The 16,610-nt window shown below is 38.8% G+C and carries 13 protein-coding genes; 4 read left to right on the top strand and 9 right to left on the bottom strand.

Annotated features, from left to right (window positions below; translation table 11 throughout):
• Positions 1–206 precede the first annotated feature (206 nt).
• The 3 genes from N7931_RS02865 (at position 207) to N7931_RS02855 (ending at position 5,078) form a co-directional block, all read left to right on the top strand.
• A complete protein-coding gene (locus N7931_RS02865; RefSeq protein ID WP_262791791.1) occupies positions 207–2,060 on the top strand; it encodes a TonB-dependent receptor plug domain-containing protein in 1,854 nt (617 codons plus the stop codon).
• 330 nt (positions 2,061–2,390) lie between these two features.
• Entirely contained in the window at positions 2,391–3,509 is a 1,119-nt protein-coding gene (locus N7931_RS02860; protein WP_262791790.1) for a helix-turn-helix transcriptional regulator, read from the top strand.
• A gap of 117 nt (positions 3,510–3,626) precedes the next feature.
• The gene (locus N7931_RS02855; protein ID WP_262791788.1) at positions 3,627–5,078 is read left to right on the top strand and encodes an FG-GAP repeat domain-containing protein; all 1,452 of its coding nucleotides are present in this window, start codon (positions 3,627–3,629) and stop codon (positions 5,076–5,078) included.
• 100 nt (positions 5,079–5,178) lie between these two features.
• On the opposite strand, the gene lysS is transcribed toward N7931_RS02855, so the two are convergent.
• The 9 genes from lysS to N7931_RS02810 all read right to left on the bottom strand — a co-directional run bounded on the left by lysS (position 5,179) and on the right by N7931_RS02810 (position 13,988).
• Entirely contained in the window at positions 5,179–6,747 is a 1,569-nt protein-coding gene (lysS, locus tag N7931_RS02850) for a lysine--tRNA ligase (protein ID WP_262791786.1), read from the bottom strand.
• A 70-nt stretch (positions 6,748–6,817) separates the two neighbouring features.
• A protein-coding gene (gene prfB / locus N7931_RS02845) for a peptide chain release factor 2 (protein ID WP_262791785.1) occupies positions 6,818–7,916 on the bottom strand; the annotation gives its coding sequence in 2 pieces (ribosomal slippage) (positions 6,818–7,840 and positions 7,842–7,916; 1,098 coding nt in all).
• 104 nt (positions 7,917–8,020) lie between these two features.
• Positions 8,021–9,175, bottom strand: a complete 1,155-nt coding sequence (locus tag N7931_RS02840) for a cupin domain-containing protein (RefSeq protein ID WP_262791784.1) — start codon at positions 9,173–9,175, stop codon at positions 8,021–8,023.
• A gap of 4 nt (positions 9,176–9,179) precedes the next feature.
• Entirely contained in the window at positions 9,180–9,404 is a 225-nt protein-coding gene (locus N7931_RS02835; protein ID WP_262791783.1) for a DUF2798 domain-containing protein, read from the bottom strand.
• A gap of 110 nt (positions 9,405–9,514) precedes the next feature.
• Positions 9,515–10,882, bottom strand: a complete 1,368-nt coding sequence (gene purB, locus N7931_RS02830; RefSeq protein WP_262791781.1) for an adenylosuccinate lyase — start codon at positions 10,880–10,882, stop codon at positions 9,515–9,517.
• A 12-nt stretch (positions 10,883–10,894) separates the two neighbouring features.
• On the bottom strand, positions 10,895–11,527 hold the full coding sequence (gene hflD, locus N7931_RS02825; RefSeq protein WP_262791780.1) for a high frequency lysogenization protein HflD: 633 nt from the start codon (positions 11,525–11,527) through the stop codon (positions 10,895–10,897).
• Between the two features lie 12 nt (positions 11,528–11,539).
• On the bottom strand, positions 11,540–12,640 hold the full coding sequence (gene mnmA / locus N7931_RS02820) for a tRNA 2-thiouridine(34) synthase MnmA (RefSeq protein ID WP_262791779.1): 1,101 nt from the start codon (positions 12,638–12,640) through the stop codon (positions 11,540–11,542).
• 56 nt (positions 12,641–12,696) lie between these two features.
• Positions 12,697–13,146: an NUDIX hydrolase gene (locus tag N7931_RS02815; RefSeq protein WP_262791777.1), complete on the bottom strand. Its 450-nt coding sequence runs from the start codon at positions 13,144–13,146 to the stop codon at positions 12,697–12,699.
• Positions 13,147–13,217: 71 nt separating this feature from the next.
• Positions 13,218–13,988 (bottom strand): rRNA large subunit pseudouridine synthase E, encoded by a 771-nt coding sequence (locus N7931_RS02810; protein WP_410369327.1) that lies wholly within the window; start codon positions 13,986–13,988, stop codon positions 13,218–13,220.
• 330 nt (positions 13,989–14,318) lie between these two features.
• On the opposite strand from N7931_RS02810, the gene N7931_RS02805 reads away from it, so the two are divergent.
• A complete protein-coding gene (locus N7931_RS02805; protein WP_262791776.1) occupies positions 14,319–16,547 on the top strand; it encodes an NADP-dependent isocitrate dehydrogenase in 2,229 nt (742 codons plus the stop codon).
• The last annotated feature ends 63 nt before the right edge of the window (positions 16,548–16,610 follow it).

The raw sequence follows: 16,610 nt of genomic DNA, 5'->3' as shown, positions 1-16,610 counted from the left end.
CAAATGCAATTTTTCTGAATTCATATACAATAACGCCCCATGTTACGATTTTTTAAAATATTTAGAGCTATCTAGTTTATCGTATTAATTAGCATGAGTAACCCAATCAGTTTTATCAAAACCAGTTAGGTTAAACGGAATAAAATCAATAATCGCAGGATTAAGCACCCATCACTTTTACATTAGCAATAAAGAGACATTTTAAAATGAACCGAGCGGCACACAGTATTTTGCCTGTTTTATTATGCAGTACCTCCCCACTTTCATTTGCAGCCAGTCAGACAGCTTCCACAGAAGACGTTGAACTTATCAAAGTTGAAGCATCGGTCACTGCCAATCAAGAGCCTGTTGGCACTTTTGATTCAGCAGTATCTAATTTGGAATACGATCCACGCGTTGATTTACAGTCGCGTAATATGGCTGAGGCTCAGGCCGATGTAACTATTCGTGGGGGTATTTTTGAAAATACTGGTTTTCGTATCGGCAGCGCAACCTTGCTTGATCCACAAACTGGCCATTATGTAGCTGAAATTCCAATTGCACCACAAATGTTACGAGGCCCTTATATTTTAACCGGTGCAGATAACGCCCTTTATGGAATGAATAGCTCTGTCGGTACAGTTGCTTTTGGCTGGAAACCGGTCAAAACAGCAGGCAGCGTATCACTGGGTATCGGCAATAATAATTTTAACCTACAAAGTATTCACGCTGGCTGGTTAAACGAGTTAGAGCATAAAGACTGGCAATTAGGTTTTGAGGGTGAATATTCACGCTCAGCCAGCGACGGTTCAATTGAAAATGGCGATCATGATTTTAATCGCGCATCAGGGCGGATTCAGCTAACGAGTTCAAATTCGCAAACAGATTTATTTTTTGGCTCGCAGAATAAATTTTTTGGCTGGCCAAATATGTATACCCCGTTTGGCGTAAATGAAACTGAAGATTTAGAAACTCAGCTATTTTTACTCAACCATCAGCAAAATTATGCAACTGACAGCTCATTTGAAGTATCTGCTTATTATCGTAAACATAATGATCATTATGTTTATTCACGCGAAAACCCGTCTGCATTTGAGTCGTTTCACGAAACAGAAGTTAAATCGGTCGCGTTTTCAGGGCGACATGCACAGTCTGAATCTTTTGCTTTAAATTATGCTACCCAATTTATTGCAGACTCAATTAAATCAACGTCTTTAGAAAATAACTTCACCTCTCGAAATTATTTTAAAGCCAGTATATTACCGGAATATCAAACCACAATTGATAATAATCAGCAGCTTACGGTACGCTTAGGGGCCGCGTTTGATGATACTAACCGAGACGATTCTGAGATTTCTTTATTAGGGGATATTACCTTAACCACAACCAATGCCGATGGCAGTGCCAAAACCGTTTATTTTTCTTATGCAGAGGCTAGTCAGGTCGCTGGTTATACCGCTATTGGCGGCAGCGAATCGGGCGGATTATTTCGCAGTAATTATCAGCTTGAGCGCGAAACGACTCAAAATATTGAGTTAGGTTTAGGTTTAGATCAACATAACTGGCGCTTAAATTCAGCCATTTTTTACCGTCAGGATAATAACTTAACCGACTGGACTTATCGTTTTGAATCTACCTCAGCTCGTTTTGCCAATCCGGTTGATATCAATACAACTGGGGTTGAGCTACTGGCCACTCACTATTTTGAGCATGCTGAAATCATTGCAAGTTATACCTATCTTAAAAAAGATGAAGATTATGGTACAGCCGATATAGATGCCAGCTTTTATGCGTTAAATTATCCGGATCACCGAGTAACACTTGGCGCAATCTGGCGACCGGCAGAAACCATTGAGATTCGGATTGATAACGAGTGGCGACAACAGCAGGAAAACGCGCTACGCAGCGGCAGTGATCAAGCTTTATTTACCCATTTAGCGCTAACGGTTACCCCGAAACAAATCAATGGATTAACAGTTACGCTCGCGGCGGATAATTTATGGGATGAAGAGTTTGAAGAAGTGCCCGGCACGCCTGGACGAGGTCAGCAATATACGCTTGGTGCAACCTATCGCTGGTAATTCTTTATTATAATCAATTGATAAGTGTTATTTTGTTTTAACCGAACAGAATAACACTTAGAATGAATATAAGTATATTTTATAATACAGCCGGATCTTAAAAGCCTCCTCTATAAAACATTTGCCTCCCCGAAACTATCCGTCGATAAAATACATTATTTATAAACCAAGCATAAGCTAAGTAGACCAACTGACCCTTTCATAATTCTGAATAATTGTTTTTACGGTAACTCTCTATTATTCGAATATTCTTATTACCAAGGTAAAATGTCGTACCTTCAATCACTTGAGTATACAATGTTATTTAATCAAGTATAAAATTACAAAAAGATGTTTAATAAAATGGTATTTTTTAGTCAGCAATTACAACTGCTTTATTCTGCGCCAAGTCATCATGAACACTTTCAACCGTTTTTAGAACGTTTAATTGATGACTTTTCATTATCTGATGCCATTTTGCATATTCAAAGTCATCAAGTAGATTTTGTTGAATTAGAAACTGTATGGATTGCAGGACCGACAACCGCTGCAATAATTGAAGGTATTGAGCAAAATCTCTTAGACTTTAATTATTTTGGTCAATTTATGGCCCAACAGCCAACCGAAAAAGTGTACGGCTTTATGTTAGATCACGGAAGGCTACCGGATGATTATCAAAACTATCGTTTTGCCCCGATACATAAATGGTTTGACCAACATGAGTTTATTGATATTGCTGGCTGTATTATCCAATTAGAACAGTGCACAGTCTACTTTCATGCTCATCGCCAAACAAAAAACGGGGTATTCTCGCGTGCCGACATTGCTGCGTTAAACCAGTTAGTTCCTCATTTAAAACAAGCATTTAAATTATACTTTCAATTAAAATCGGCGGTATATTCTGAATATGATTACAGTATTCTCGATTTAATTCACCATCCTTCAATCTTGTTCCACCAACATGGCGAAGTATTATATGCCAACGAGTCGGCTAAGCAGCTTTTAAGTATTTACCAAAATATCACGCTATCGTCATCTAGGTTACAGCTTTCCTCAACTGAAGCAACAAACCAGCTAAAAACGGCAATTATGAAGGCGAGTTTGGCCCAACCCGGTACAAGTGAACGAAGCATAATTCATTTAGATTCGGAGCAATACCCGCTTACCCTTTTGGTTATGCCGGTACAACATCATCGCGGAGCCAGATTATCTGGTGCGATTGTCTATTTTTATGATAAAGAAAGTTCACCTGCCGCGAACTGCGAAAGCATTGCGCTTATATTTGGTTTAACATCAGTAGAAGTCAATATATGTGAATTATTGTTGCTTGGTATTCATCGTAATCAAATAGCGCTAGAGTTAGAGCGCTCTCCTCATACAATCAAAGATTACATCAAATCCATTTATTTAAAAACTGGCGTTAATAGCCAATCAGAGTTAGTAAGCCTTTTATTAAGCTTTCCTTATTAAGCTTTCCTTACCAACCCCTCAACGGGGGGAAGATTAATGGGCTAGGTTCAGTTACATTTTATTTACCTGTGAAAATGAGCTCGTCATTTTCTGATATAAGTGCAGTAAGGGTAAAAAATGAAAAACATTAAATACAGTGGCATTATATTTGGTTTGTTATTAACTGCTTGTGGCGGTGGTGGCAATAGTGACAATAATAGCCATAATGATAACCAACCCAACATAAATCAGCCTGAACAACCAACACCAGAAACCTCACCACCGGGCGGGATCGCATCTTCACTGATTTTTGATACGAATGCTGATGGCTTCAAAGATATTGTATTCAACCCAATGTCCAATTCAAATGAATCATTTAACTCTATGGAAATTTATTTAAATGATGGAACAGGCCAATTTGAACTCAAGCAAAATACATTTGAAATGACTCAACTTAAAGGGCAAAACTATCAAGTGTTTATGGCTACAATTAACGCGAATCAGGATGATTTTATTGACATAATTACAGTTGAAACTGATCCAGAAGAAATTGACTTTTCAATGCGGATTCATTTGTACTTGGCAAATGGCGATGGCAGTTTTAGGGATGCAACCGCCAATATTTCGAATGAAATGTATCAGAATGGTTGGGCTAATTTAAGCATTGCTGATTTTGATAATGATGGATTTGATGATTTTATAATGGGCGGTGGATCTATTACCTGCACTTTTGAAAATGCTGAAACGCCTTGCGCTGCTGGTACCATTTATTTAAATAATGGTCAGGGGCATTTTACTCCAGCTAATATCACCATAGTTGAAAGTAGTAACGGTTATACTCATCAATTTAGCTCTTTACGCTACGGCGCTTTATCAGCCGAAGATGGCTATGTTTATCAAATTTATGATCTACTCGCAGGGGATCTTAACAATAACGGGAAAGTAGATCTTATAAGCCATATTTATTCAACTAATTCGCAGGTACCATCATTTATTAACCAAAGTACGCCTGGTAATTTAAAGTTTGAAGTACATTATTCTGCTCATTTTAGAACTCAAGGTGGTGCTTTACTGGATGTTAATAGAGATGGTTTTAAAGACTGGGTAACCAGTGCTTCAATTTCAGCAAATAACCCTGATATCGCTAGTAGCACAGAAACTGTACCGCTTCATGTTCTTATTAATAATGGACAAGGTATTTTCACGTTAGATGATAGTTATTTAAGCCCTAATCAACGGGGTGTTCAACATGCCAGAGCTTGGATTGTGAGTGATTTTGACAATGATGGATTTGAAGATTTACTCATTCCGGATCATGGTAATGATTGGCGACCTTTTCCCGGTTTTGCCAATTTATTATTAATGAACAGAGCAAATGGCATGGAAGATATTACTTACAATGCTTTGAGCGATAAAAAAACCTATACCCATAATGCAGCAGTTGGTGATATCAATAATGATGGCTATGTTGATATTTTCTTTAATAATAGCTTAGCGGTTGGCGCTGGCCATGTTGAAGCAATACCTGAAACCAGATTATGGATAAATCAAGGTGGATTAGAGTTTAGCGAAAGTGAACAAGCGCTTTAATTAAAAGCCCCTACTTTAAACGATAAAAGCCGGTTTATCTTGCGATAAACCGGCTTTTTCACTTTTAAAATTCGTTATTGATTATCACGAATCATCGCAATTAAGCATCACTTAACGGGCGCATGTGCGGGAATAAAATAACGTCTTTAATCGTTGGACAATCAGCAAATAGCATCACTAAACGGTCAATACCAATACCTTCACCAGCTGTTGGCGGTAAGCCGTATTCCAGTGCGGTAATATAATCATCGTCGTAATGCATTGCTTCTTCATCACCTGCATCTTTTTCTTCAACCTGTTTACGGAAACGCGCGGCTTGATCTTCTGCATCATTTAATTCTGAGAAACCATTTGCTAGTTCACGGCCACCAACAAAAAACTCAAAGCGGTCAGTTACAAACGGGTTATCATCGTTACGGCGTGCAAGTGGTGAAACTTCCCACGGGTATTCAGTGATAAAAGTAGGTTGGATCAGTTTATGCTCAGCAACTTCTTCAAAAATTTCGCATAAATATTTGCCAGCGCCCCAAACCCCTTCTTGCTCAGGCTCTTTAATGTGTAAAGATTTGGAAATAGCACGGATCGCATCAAAGTTATTTTCTGGATCTTTAATCACGGCGGCATCTAATTCCGGCGCATATTTAATCACAGCATCCGCCATTGATAAACGTTGGAACGGCTGGCCAAAATCGTACTCAATGGTTTCTAATACTTCACCTTCATCGTTACGTTTAGTATTGGTCACAATCGTTGTGCCTAATACGTTTTGCGCAAGCGTACGTAACATATCTTCAGTTAAGTTCATTAAATCATTGTAATCAGCGTATGCCTGATAGAATTCGATCATAGTGAACTCTGGGTTATGACGTGTACTTAACCCTTCGTTACGGAAGTTACGGTTAATTTCAAATACACGATCAAATCCACCAACCACTAAACGCTTTAAATAAAGCTCAGGCGCGATACGTAAAAACATATCTATGCTTAATGCATTATGGTGAGTGACAAATGGTTTTGCCGATGCACCGCCCGGAATCACCTGTAACATTGGCGTTTCAACTTCCATAAAGCGACGCTCAGATAAATACTGGCGAATGCCACTCACTATTTTAGAGCGGATCTGGAATACATCACGGGTTTGTTGATTGATCATTAAATCAATATAACGCTGGCGGTATTTGGTTTCTTGATCAGCAAGGCCATGATATTTTTCAGGTAATGGGCGCAGTGATTTAGTTAATAATTTATATTCAACCATGTGCACATATAAATCACCTTTGCCTGATTTATGTAACGGCCCTTTAATACCGATAATGTCACCGATATCTAATACACCATAACGTTCTTTTAAATCTTCCTGAACTGTCTTTTTATCGGCATAAGCTTGAATACGGCCTGTCATGTCCTGAATAACCATAAAAGGACCACGTTTTGCCATAATACGGCCGGCAATAGAAACCTGATTATCTTCAGCTTCTAATGTTGGTTTATCTTTTTCACCAAACTCTGCTTGTAAATCGGCGGCATAATGCTCTGGTTGAAAATCGTTCGGGTGCGCATTGGCCGGACATTTTTCACGAATATTCGCCAGCTTAGCTTTACGCTCAGCAATTAATTTATTGTGTTCCTGGGCGATTTCGTTTTGATTTAATTCGTTTTGTTCAGACATAATTTTTCCAGTAAATGACTAATGCTGTTAACTTACTCGGTTTCAGCTTAATACTCTGTATTTGCTTATCTTAGAGCCCTGCTTTTAAAGCAGCCTCAATGTAAGGATCTAAATCACCATCTAATACAGCCTGAGTATTACGGTTTTCAACCCCGGTTCTTAAATCTTTAATCCGCGAATCATCCAATACATAAGAGCGGATTTGACTACCCCAACCTATATCAGACTTACCGTCTTCCATAGCTTGTTTTTCGGCATTTTGTTTTTGCAATTCCAGTTCATACAGTTTTGCTTTTAGCTGTTTCATCGCCTGATCTTTATTTTTGTGTTGAGAACGATCATTCTGGCACTGAACCACAGTATTGGTTGGAATATGGGTAATACGCACGGCTGAATCGGTTCGGTTAACGTGCTGACCGCCCGCACCAGAAGCCCGATATGTATCAATCCGTAAATCTGCCGGATTAATATCAATTTCAATATCATCATCCACTTCTGGATACACAAATGCAGATGCAAAAGAAGTATGACGGCGGTTACCTGAATCAAACGGTGATTTACGAACTAATCTGTGTACGCCAGTTTCGGTTCTTAACCAACCAAACGCATAATCACCGGCAATGCGAATGGTTGCCGATTTAACCCCAGCAACTTCACCATCTGAGACTTCAATTAATTCAGCTTTAAAATCGTGTGCTTCAGCCCAGCGTAAGTACATTCTCAGCAACATGCTGCACCAGTCTTGCGCTTCGGTTCCGCCTGAGCCAGATTGTAAATCGATATAACAGTCCGCAGAATCATGCGGCCCGCTGAACATACGGCGAAATTCTAATTCGCCAATTTTCTTTTCTAGTTCAGCCAGCTCAGCTAAAGCTTCATCAAAGGTGTCTTGGTCTTCAGCTTCTACCGCTAATTCAATCAGGCCGTCTACGTCCTCGACGCCCTGTTCAAGATCGTCAATCGTTTTAACAACCATTTCAAGTGATGAGCGCTCTTTACCTAGCGCCTGAGCTTTTTCTGGCTCATTCCAGACATCCGGCGATTCTAGCTCGCGTGAAACTTCTTCTAACCGTTCTGACTTTTGTTCATAGTCAAAGATACCCCCTAAGCGTTTGAGTACGCTCAGCAATATCTTTTAATTTATTTTGTATCGGGTTTAATTCAAACATCCAAATTCAACTTAACTCATATTAAAATTCAGGAATAAAAATAAGCGCGAAATTGTACCCAAATTTACACCGCTTTGGTATAGCTAACAGATTAAAAAAGCAAGCTAAAACGCTTCATCGGCATCAATAAAAATAAAACCTTCGTTTACCAAAGCTAATAATAAATTTAACGCATCCGGGTTATTGGTTAATTCAATTAATTCTGCTGCGCTATATTCTTCTTGAGTTGCAATTAACTGTGCAATTGGCATTTGCGCCGAATTTAACTCAACTGACTCACCATTAATAAATAACTGAGTATCAATAAAAATACAGCGAAGTCCGCCTAATCTAAACCAGTTAATGGCTTGTGCCTGAGCTTGTTCTAATAGCTCAATTAAATCTTCTGGTTCATAAGCAGGTTCGATTGGCTGAATATTTAAGTCATGTTTAGCTTGGCTCAGATATCGCCCCAAAAATAGCTCCAACTTTGACTTATCACTAACCGTTGATAAAATCAACTCTTTAATTTGAGCAATTTCACCGGTATTTATTTGGCTAATATTGTCACGTAACGTTAAATTTGGATCGGCATATCTTTGTTTAAAACATTCTTCTTGCAACGCAAAATCGGCAAAAGCAGAAAGTAAGTCTTGTTGATTCGGCGCTCTAAAACCAATCGAATAATTAAGTGACGGTTCAATTGCATAACCTTCGTGCGGGCAACCCGGCGGAATATATAATAAATCGCCCGGTTCTAAAATGTCGTCAATACAAGCGTCAAATCCAGTAATTTGCAGTAAATCAGGATGCGGTACTTTTTCAGTTAACTTTTGTTGCGCGCCAACTTTCCAATGACGTTTTCCTTGTCCTTGTAAAATAAATACATCGTATTGATCAACATGCGCGCCAACCCCACCGCCAGGCATAGAAAAGCTCACCATTAAATCATCAATCCGCCAGTTTGGAATAAATCGAAACGGACTCATTAACGCAGCCGCTTCCGTTGACCAGTGATCAACCGCTTGTACCAATAGTGTCCAATCTGTTTCTGGTAAATGGCTATAATCTTCAAACGGCCCATGTTCCACTTGCCATTTATTAGCCTGTTTACAAATTAAACGCGATTCAACTTCTTCTTCCATAGCTAAACCGGCAAGCTCATCTGCATCCAGTGGATCAATAAAGTTTTTAAATGCCCCTTTAATTAACACCGGCTTTTTTTGCCAGTAGGTATTTAAAAACTCAGCTTCAGAAAAGTTAAACAATTGATAAGTCATATTTTTAGTCTTTAATTAAAAATCCAACGATTTTTCTAACAAAAGGTGTGACCAGCAGTATAGTCGGAAAAGCGACACAAAATGCAAAAGCCCATGCTTTTAACCAAATTAATAATACGCCGTTGATCCAACCTAAATTAAAAAGCGTGATAACAAATGACATAATGCACGACATTGTTAACGCCATAACAAAAGCAAATACTTTAACTTGGTGTTGTTTATTTATCATATAACCTCATTGATAAACCAAAAATCAGCAACCCTGCTCTTTACAGTAAAAACGCAAAAGGCAGCTAAAAATAGCTGCCTTATTATTAACGTTAAAATTTAAGTAAATGCTTAAATTTCGTCAACAAATGCTTGAGCACGACCAATATAGCTTGCTGGTGTCATTTGTTTTAAACGGACTTTTTCATCAGCCGGAATTTCAAGGTTATCAATAAAATCAGCCATGATTTGTTTATTAACGCGCTTACCACGAGTTAACTCTTTTAACTTTTCGTATGGCTTTTCAATTGCATAACGGCGCATCACAGTTTGAATTGGCTCAGCTAATAATTCCCAGTTTTGATCAAGTTCAGTTAATAAACTTTGCTCGTTTACTTCTAACTTGCTGATACCTTTTAAGGTTGCCTGATACGCAATAATTGAATGTGCAGCACCTACCCCTAAATTACGTAAAACAGTTGAGTCTGTTAAATCACGCTGCCAGCGAGACACTGGTAATTTTTGAGCTAAGTGAGTGAAAATTGCATTTGCTAAACCTAAGTTACCTTCTGAGTTTTCAAAATCAATCGGGTTAACTTTATGTGGCATAGTTGAAGAGCCAATTTCACCAGCTACTGTTTTTTGCTTAAAGTGACCTAAAGCAATGTAAGCCCAAATATCACGGTCAAAGTCTAAAATAATGGTATTCGCACGCGCAACCGCATCAAATAACTCAGCAATATAATCATGCGGTTCAATTTGCGTTGTATAAGGGTTCCAAGTTAAACCTAGGCTAGTCACATAGCTTTCGCTAATTTCATTCCAGTCAAGTTCAGGGTAAGCCGATAAGTGAGCATTATAGTTACCTACAGCGCCATTAAATTTACCTAAAATCTCAACCGCTGCAATTTGATCACGCTGGCGTTTTAAACGCATATATACGTTTGCCATCTCTTTACCCATAGTGGTTGGAGACGCAGGCTGACCATGCGTACGCGCCATCATAGCAACATCACGGTAGTCTTTGGCTAAACGCTTTAACTCAGCCAAAATTTTATCAATATAAGGTAAAATAACTGTATCACGAGCTTCGTTTAACATTAAACCGTGTGATAAGTTATTAATATCTTCAGAAGTACAAGCAAAGTGGAAAAACTCAGTCACTGCATGCAATTCAGCATTGTTAGCAATTTTTTCTTTTAAGAAATATTCAACTGCTTTTACGTCGTGGTTAGTGGTGCGCTCAATTTCTTTCACTCGCGCAGCATCCGCTTCACTAAACTCATCAACAATCTTATTTAATACTAGATTCGCTTCTTCTGAAAATGCCGGAACTTCTTGAATGCCTGCAATTTGAGCCATTTTTTGTAACCAGCGAACCTCAACTGTTACACGGTATTTAGTTAAACCAAATTCACTGAAAATTGGACGCAATTCAACAGTTTTGCTGCCGTAGCGGCCGTCAACCGGTGAAATTGCAGTTAAGCTGGATAACTCCATTGAAATCTCCTGTTAAGATAAAGCGTATTGTTTAAGGGCTTGCTCGGCATAATGTACCCATTGTTGCCTGCGAAAAACAATATTTCTGCGCTGACCACCAGATTGCCGCCACAATACAGCCGAACGAACGGCCGCTAATAATAAAGCTCGCACTTTATTTTGTACCGAGTTTTGTTTTAGTAAATCTGGATTGCCTAAAACTTTAATCGGTGAACCAAGTGGACTAATGACTTGTTTATAAGCCTGGGCAAAGCCTTCTAACACTAATTCATGAGTAAGCTCAAAATGAGCACGTTTTTGTTCAATTAAACTGATTTGTTTAGATAACTGCTGCAAACTACCCTTGCGTTTGTTTAATCGTCTTTCAAGCGTTAACGCACTTAAAACATAACGGGTTAATTCGGCATCTTTAACATGCGAATTATTACCCAGTTGTTCACGGATAATTTTAAAGCCGGTTAATAATTTATCTGCACCGCCATAAACGGCTTCGGCATTTTCCGGGCTGGTATTAAGCACGCTCTCAAGCATAGTTGCTAATTCCGGCTCGTTCAACGCGCCGCGACGGGCAATTGTTTGCACCATATAACAGGCCTGACAAACACCTGCTAACGCTAAAGTTTGCTGAAAAGTTACTTGCGCCATTAATACTCTTTTTTATTTAATTAATTGATCAATGATAGCGCCACCTAAACAGGTTTCACCTGAGTAAAACACCGCAGATTGGCCCGGTGTAACTGCAGCAACCGGCTCATTAAACATGACCTGATAATTTTCATCATCGATTTGAGTGATTGTGCAGCTAACATCCGTCTGGCGGTAGCGGGTTTTCACTGTACACGAGTATTCACCCTGTGGACCTTTGCGATCAACCCAATGCGCCTGATTCACTATCATGCCATTAGAAAACAATCTTGGATGTTTATTGCCTTGTGCAACCACTAATACATTGCGTTGTAAATCTTTATCTACTGTATACCAAGGCGCTTCACCGGCATCTTTTAATCCGCCAATGCCTAAGCCTTTGCGTTGACCTAAAGTGTGGTACATTAATCCTTCGTGACGGCCAATTATTTCGCCTTCAGTAGTTTCAATATCACCCGGTTGTGCCGGTAAATATTGTTGTAAAAAGTCTTTAAATTTACGCTCACCAATAAAACAAATGCCAGTTGAGTCTTTTTTATCTGCGGTCACCAAACCTTGCTCTTCGGCAATTCGGCGTACTTCTGGTTTTTCTAATTCGCCTACCGGGAATAATGTTTGCGCAATATGTTCGCTCGCCAAAGTATATAAAAAATAACTCTGGTCTTTATTGTTATCCAAACCACGTAACATTTGCCATTGGCCTTCTACCAAAGCTCGGCGAACATAATGGCCAGTCGCAATATAATCGGCACCTAATGCGTCGGCGGCAAACTCTAAAAAGGCTTTAAATTTAATTTCTTTGTTACACATAATGTCAGGGTTTGGTGTGCGCCCTGCTCTATATTCAGCCAAAAAGTATTCAAATACATTATCCCAATACTCGGCGGCAAAATTTACTGTGTGTAATTCTATGCCTAATTTATCGGCAACGGCTTGTGCATCAGCTAAATCTTGTGCGGCTGCGCAATATTCATCTGTGTCGTCTTCTTCCCAGTTTTTCATAAATAACCCTTCAACCTGATATCCCTGTTGAAGTAATAAATAAGCTGAAACTGAAGAGTCGACACCGCCAGACATACCAACAATGACTTTTTTATCACTGTTATTAGACATATTTATTTAAACCTGCTGCTAAAAATGGGGGCTTATTCTAGCATTGTTTCTTTGCGCTATAAATAACTTTGCACACCTGAAAGTGGGATCCGTTTACCAGCAAGGTAATCATCCAGACAAATTTTAACCAACGGGCTGCGCATTTGCGATAATTTTTGATCTATTTGCTCAAGTGTAAACCAATGTGCGGCGGTAATATCACTGTCTTGAGGCTGTGTTTTTGGCAGTTCATTTTGCTCAAGTTCAATTAAATAACAAAACCTTAAATACTGAATATTTTTATGTTTAACTTCGCTTTGGTAAATCCCAACTAAAGCTTGTGGTTCTAACTTTAATCCGGTTTCTTCATATAATTCACGTTTAGCCGCGTCGAGCAAACTTTCATTTTGTTCTAAATGTCCGGCAGGCTGATTATAAACTTGTCGGCCATCTTCGGTTTCTTCTACTAATAAAAAATGATGGTTGCATTTAACAATACAAGCGACTGTTGTATTTGGTTTAAACATGAAGCGTCCTTTTATTATCGTTTATTGATTTTTTGTATTTTCGATTTTTATCGGTTTTATTTATATGCCATTTAGTTATCTAGCTCAATTGACTCAGCGTTAATTTCACGCCACTGGCCGGGCTGTAAATTATTTAATTTAATATTGGCAATTTGGCAGCGAATTAATCTTAATGTTGGTAATCCAACGTGCGCTGTCATTCGTCTGACTTGGCGGTTTTTACCTTCAAATAAAGTGAGTTCAAGCCAGCTTGTCGGAATTGACTGGCGCTGACGAATTGGCGGATTACGCGGCCATAAACCGGCGGGTTGCTCTATTAGCTTAACGTTTGCAGGTTTAGTCATCCCATCTTTTAGCTCAACACCTTGCTCAAGCGCCTGAATTTGTGCAGTGCTCACCTCGCCTTCAACTTGTACCCAATACGTTTTACCTTGCTTTTTATCTGGGTTTGCAAGCAGGTGCTGAAGTTGACCATTATTGGTTAAAATGAGTAATCCTTCAGAATCTTTATCTAACCGGCCTGCGGCATAAACGTTTTTTATATCAATAAAATCTTTTAATGTTTGCCGGTTTTGCTCGTCAGTAAACTGAGTTAATACATTAAAAGGTTTATTAAATACAATAACCAAGGTTGGTGTTTGTGATTGGTTTTGTGGTTTATGCGTAGTTAAATCACGCAGTCCTTTTTTGGGTTTGTTGCTTATTTGTTGCTTTGTTTTTTGAGCGCTGAATTTACTTTTATTAGTAGTCGTTTTGTTTTTAGCTACTTTTTTATTGTGGCTGGTATTTTTCGCAGACAACGAAAAAGGTCTGTTTTTATTTGGGCTAACCTGATTTGTCACTTTTATCTAATCACTGTGTTTATTTTCACAGTGACAGCTTAACGTAAAATAAATTTATATATAAGCATAAATCGGCAAATATATGATTTGATAAATAATCACCATAATTAAGCCTAATTAATTTGCGCTTGTAGTTATGATTTTCCTTGATAGAATCAGGCTAGAATTAAACTTTAACCTTGCATTAAGACAAGCGATTAACCTGCCTGTAGATTGTTTAAACAATTTTTAGCTAAGCGTTAGCAAAATTTTTTTGTTTTTTGCTAAGCTGGTTGGATTAACTCGTTTTAAGCTCATGTTTGAGCAAAATGCCATTAAAAGGAAACGTCAATGACAAGCAAAACGCCTAAAATTATCTACACAATTACAGATGAAGCACCGGCTCTGGCAACTTATTCGTTTTTGCCAATTGTTCAAGCTTTTGCTAAACAAGCTGATATTGAAGTAGAAACCCGCGACATTTCATTAGCTGGCCGTATTTTGGCTCATTTTCCTGAGTATTTATCAGATGCACAAAAACAATCTGACGACTTAGCAGAATTAGGTGAATTAGCTAAAAAACCTGAAGCCAACATTATTAAATTACCGAATATCAGTGCTTCTATTCCTCAGTTAGTTGCGGCGATTAAAGAATTACAAGCTAAAGGTTTTGCATTACCGGATTATCCTGCTGAGCCAAAAACTGATGAAGAAAAAGCGATAAAAGCCACTTATGCAAAAGTATTAGGTTCTGCAGTTAACCCTGTTTTACGTGAAGGTAACTCAGATCGCCGTGCACCTACGGCAGTTAAAAACTATGCGAAGAAAAATCCACACCGTATGGGTGAATGGTCAAAAGATTCAAAAGCGCATGTCGCTTCAATGACTGAAGGTGATTTTTACGGCAGCGAAAAATCCGTTACTTTAGATTCAGCTTGTCAATTTAAAATTGAATTTACGGCTGAAGACGGCTCTACCACCTTATTAAAAGATTTTGCGCCACTCCAAGCGGGTGAAGTCATTGACTCATCAGTGATGAGCGCTAAAGCACTTCGTGCATTTTTAGCTGAGCAAATTCAAGATGCAAAAGCAAAAGGCGTATTATTTTCATTACACATGAAAGCAACCATGATGAAAGTATCTGACCCAATTATTTTTGGTCAGTGTGTTTCTGTTTTTTATCAGGATGTTTTAGAAAAACATGCCGCTACATTCGCTGAGCTAGGTGTTGATTTAAATAACGGTATTGGTGATGTGTTTGCAAAAATCGAAAAACTTGAGCCAGCAAAACAAGCTGAAATCAATGCTGATTTTGCCAAGTTATATGACAATGCACCATCGCTAGCTATGGTTAACTCTGATAAAGGTATCACCAATTTACACGTACCAAGCGATGTCATTATTGATGCTTCTATGCCAGCTATGATCCGTGGCGGCGGTAAAATGTGGAACAGCGCAGGCGAAGAACAAGACGCTAAAGCGGTTATTCCAGATCGCTGTTATGCCGGTGTTTATGATGAAACCGTTAAATTCTGTATCGAAAATGGCGCATTTGATCCAGCAACTATGGGTACAGTCCCTAACGTTGGTTTAATGGCTCAAAAAGCTGAAGAATATGGTTCGCACGATAAAACATTCCAAGCAACAGGCAAAGGCTCAATCAAAGTTGTAGCGGACAACGGCACTGTTTTAATGGAACAAACTGTTGATACGGATGATATTTTCCGTATGTCGCAAGCTAAAGATGCCCCTATTCAAGACTGGGTTAAATTAGCAGTTACCCGCTCACGTTTATCTAACACACCTGTTATTTTCTGGTTAGATGAAAACCGTGCGCACGACGCTCAAATGATTAAAAAGGTAAAAGCATATTTACCTGAGCATGATACCGATGGTTTAGATATTCAGATTTTAGCGCCGGTTGAAGCGACTAAAGCAACTTTAAAACGCGTTAAAGCGGGTTTAGATACCATTTCAGCAACGGGTAACGTATTACGTGATTACTTAACTGACTTGTTCCCAATTTTAGAATTAGGCACTAGTGCAAAAATGTTATCTATTGTGCCACTGATGAACGGTGGTGGTTTATTTGAAACTGGCGCGGGTGGTAGTGCACCTAAACACGTAGAACAATTAGTGAATCAAAACTATTTACGTTGGGATTCATTAGGTGAGTTTTTAGCGCTAGCGGCCTCTTTTGAGCATTTATCAAATACAATGGATAATGCTAAAGCCAGCGTTTTAGCCAATGCGTTAGATAAAGCAACTGGTTTATTGTTAGACAATAATAAGTCGCCGTCTCGTAAATTAGGTGGCATCGACAACCGTGGTAGTCATTTTTATATTGCACTTTATTGGGCACAAGCATTAGCAGCTCAAACAGAAGATGCTGATTTGGCAGCCGCTTTTGCCCCAGTCGCTAAAGCATTAGCAGACAACGAAGCTAAGATTGTTGAAGAGTTAGTTTCGGTTCAAGGTAATGCTGTTGAGATTGGTGGTTACTACAAGCCAAATGACGATCAAGCTGGTGAGGTTATGCGCCCGAGTACAACCTTAAATCAGGCCATTTCAGCATTATAAAAATAATATTCACAAGAATTTAAAAGTAATAGATTTAAAGGAGGCGCCGCCTCCTTTTTTTTA

It is taken from the genome of Catenovulum sp. 2E275, assembly GCF_025515275.1.
Lineage (GTDB): Bacteria > Pseudomonadota > Gammaproteobacteria > Enterobacterales > Alteromonadaceae > Catenovulum.
The sequence above is the reverse complement of the archived record's forward strand: the minus strand, read 5'-3'. Positions and strand labels throughout refer to the sequence as shown.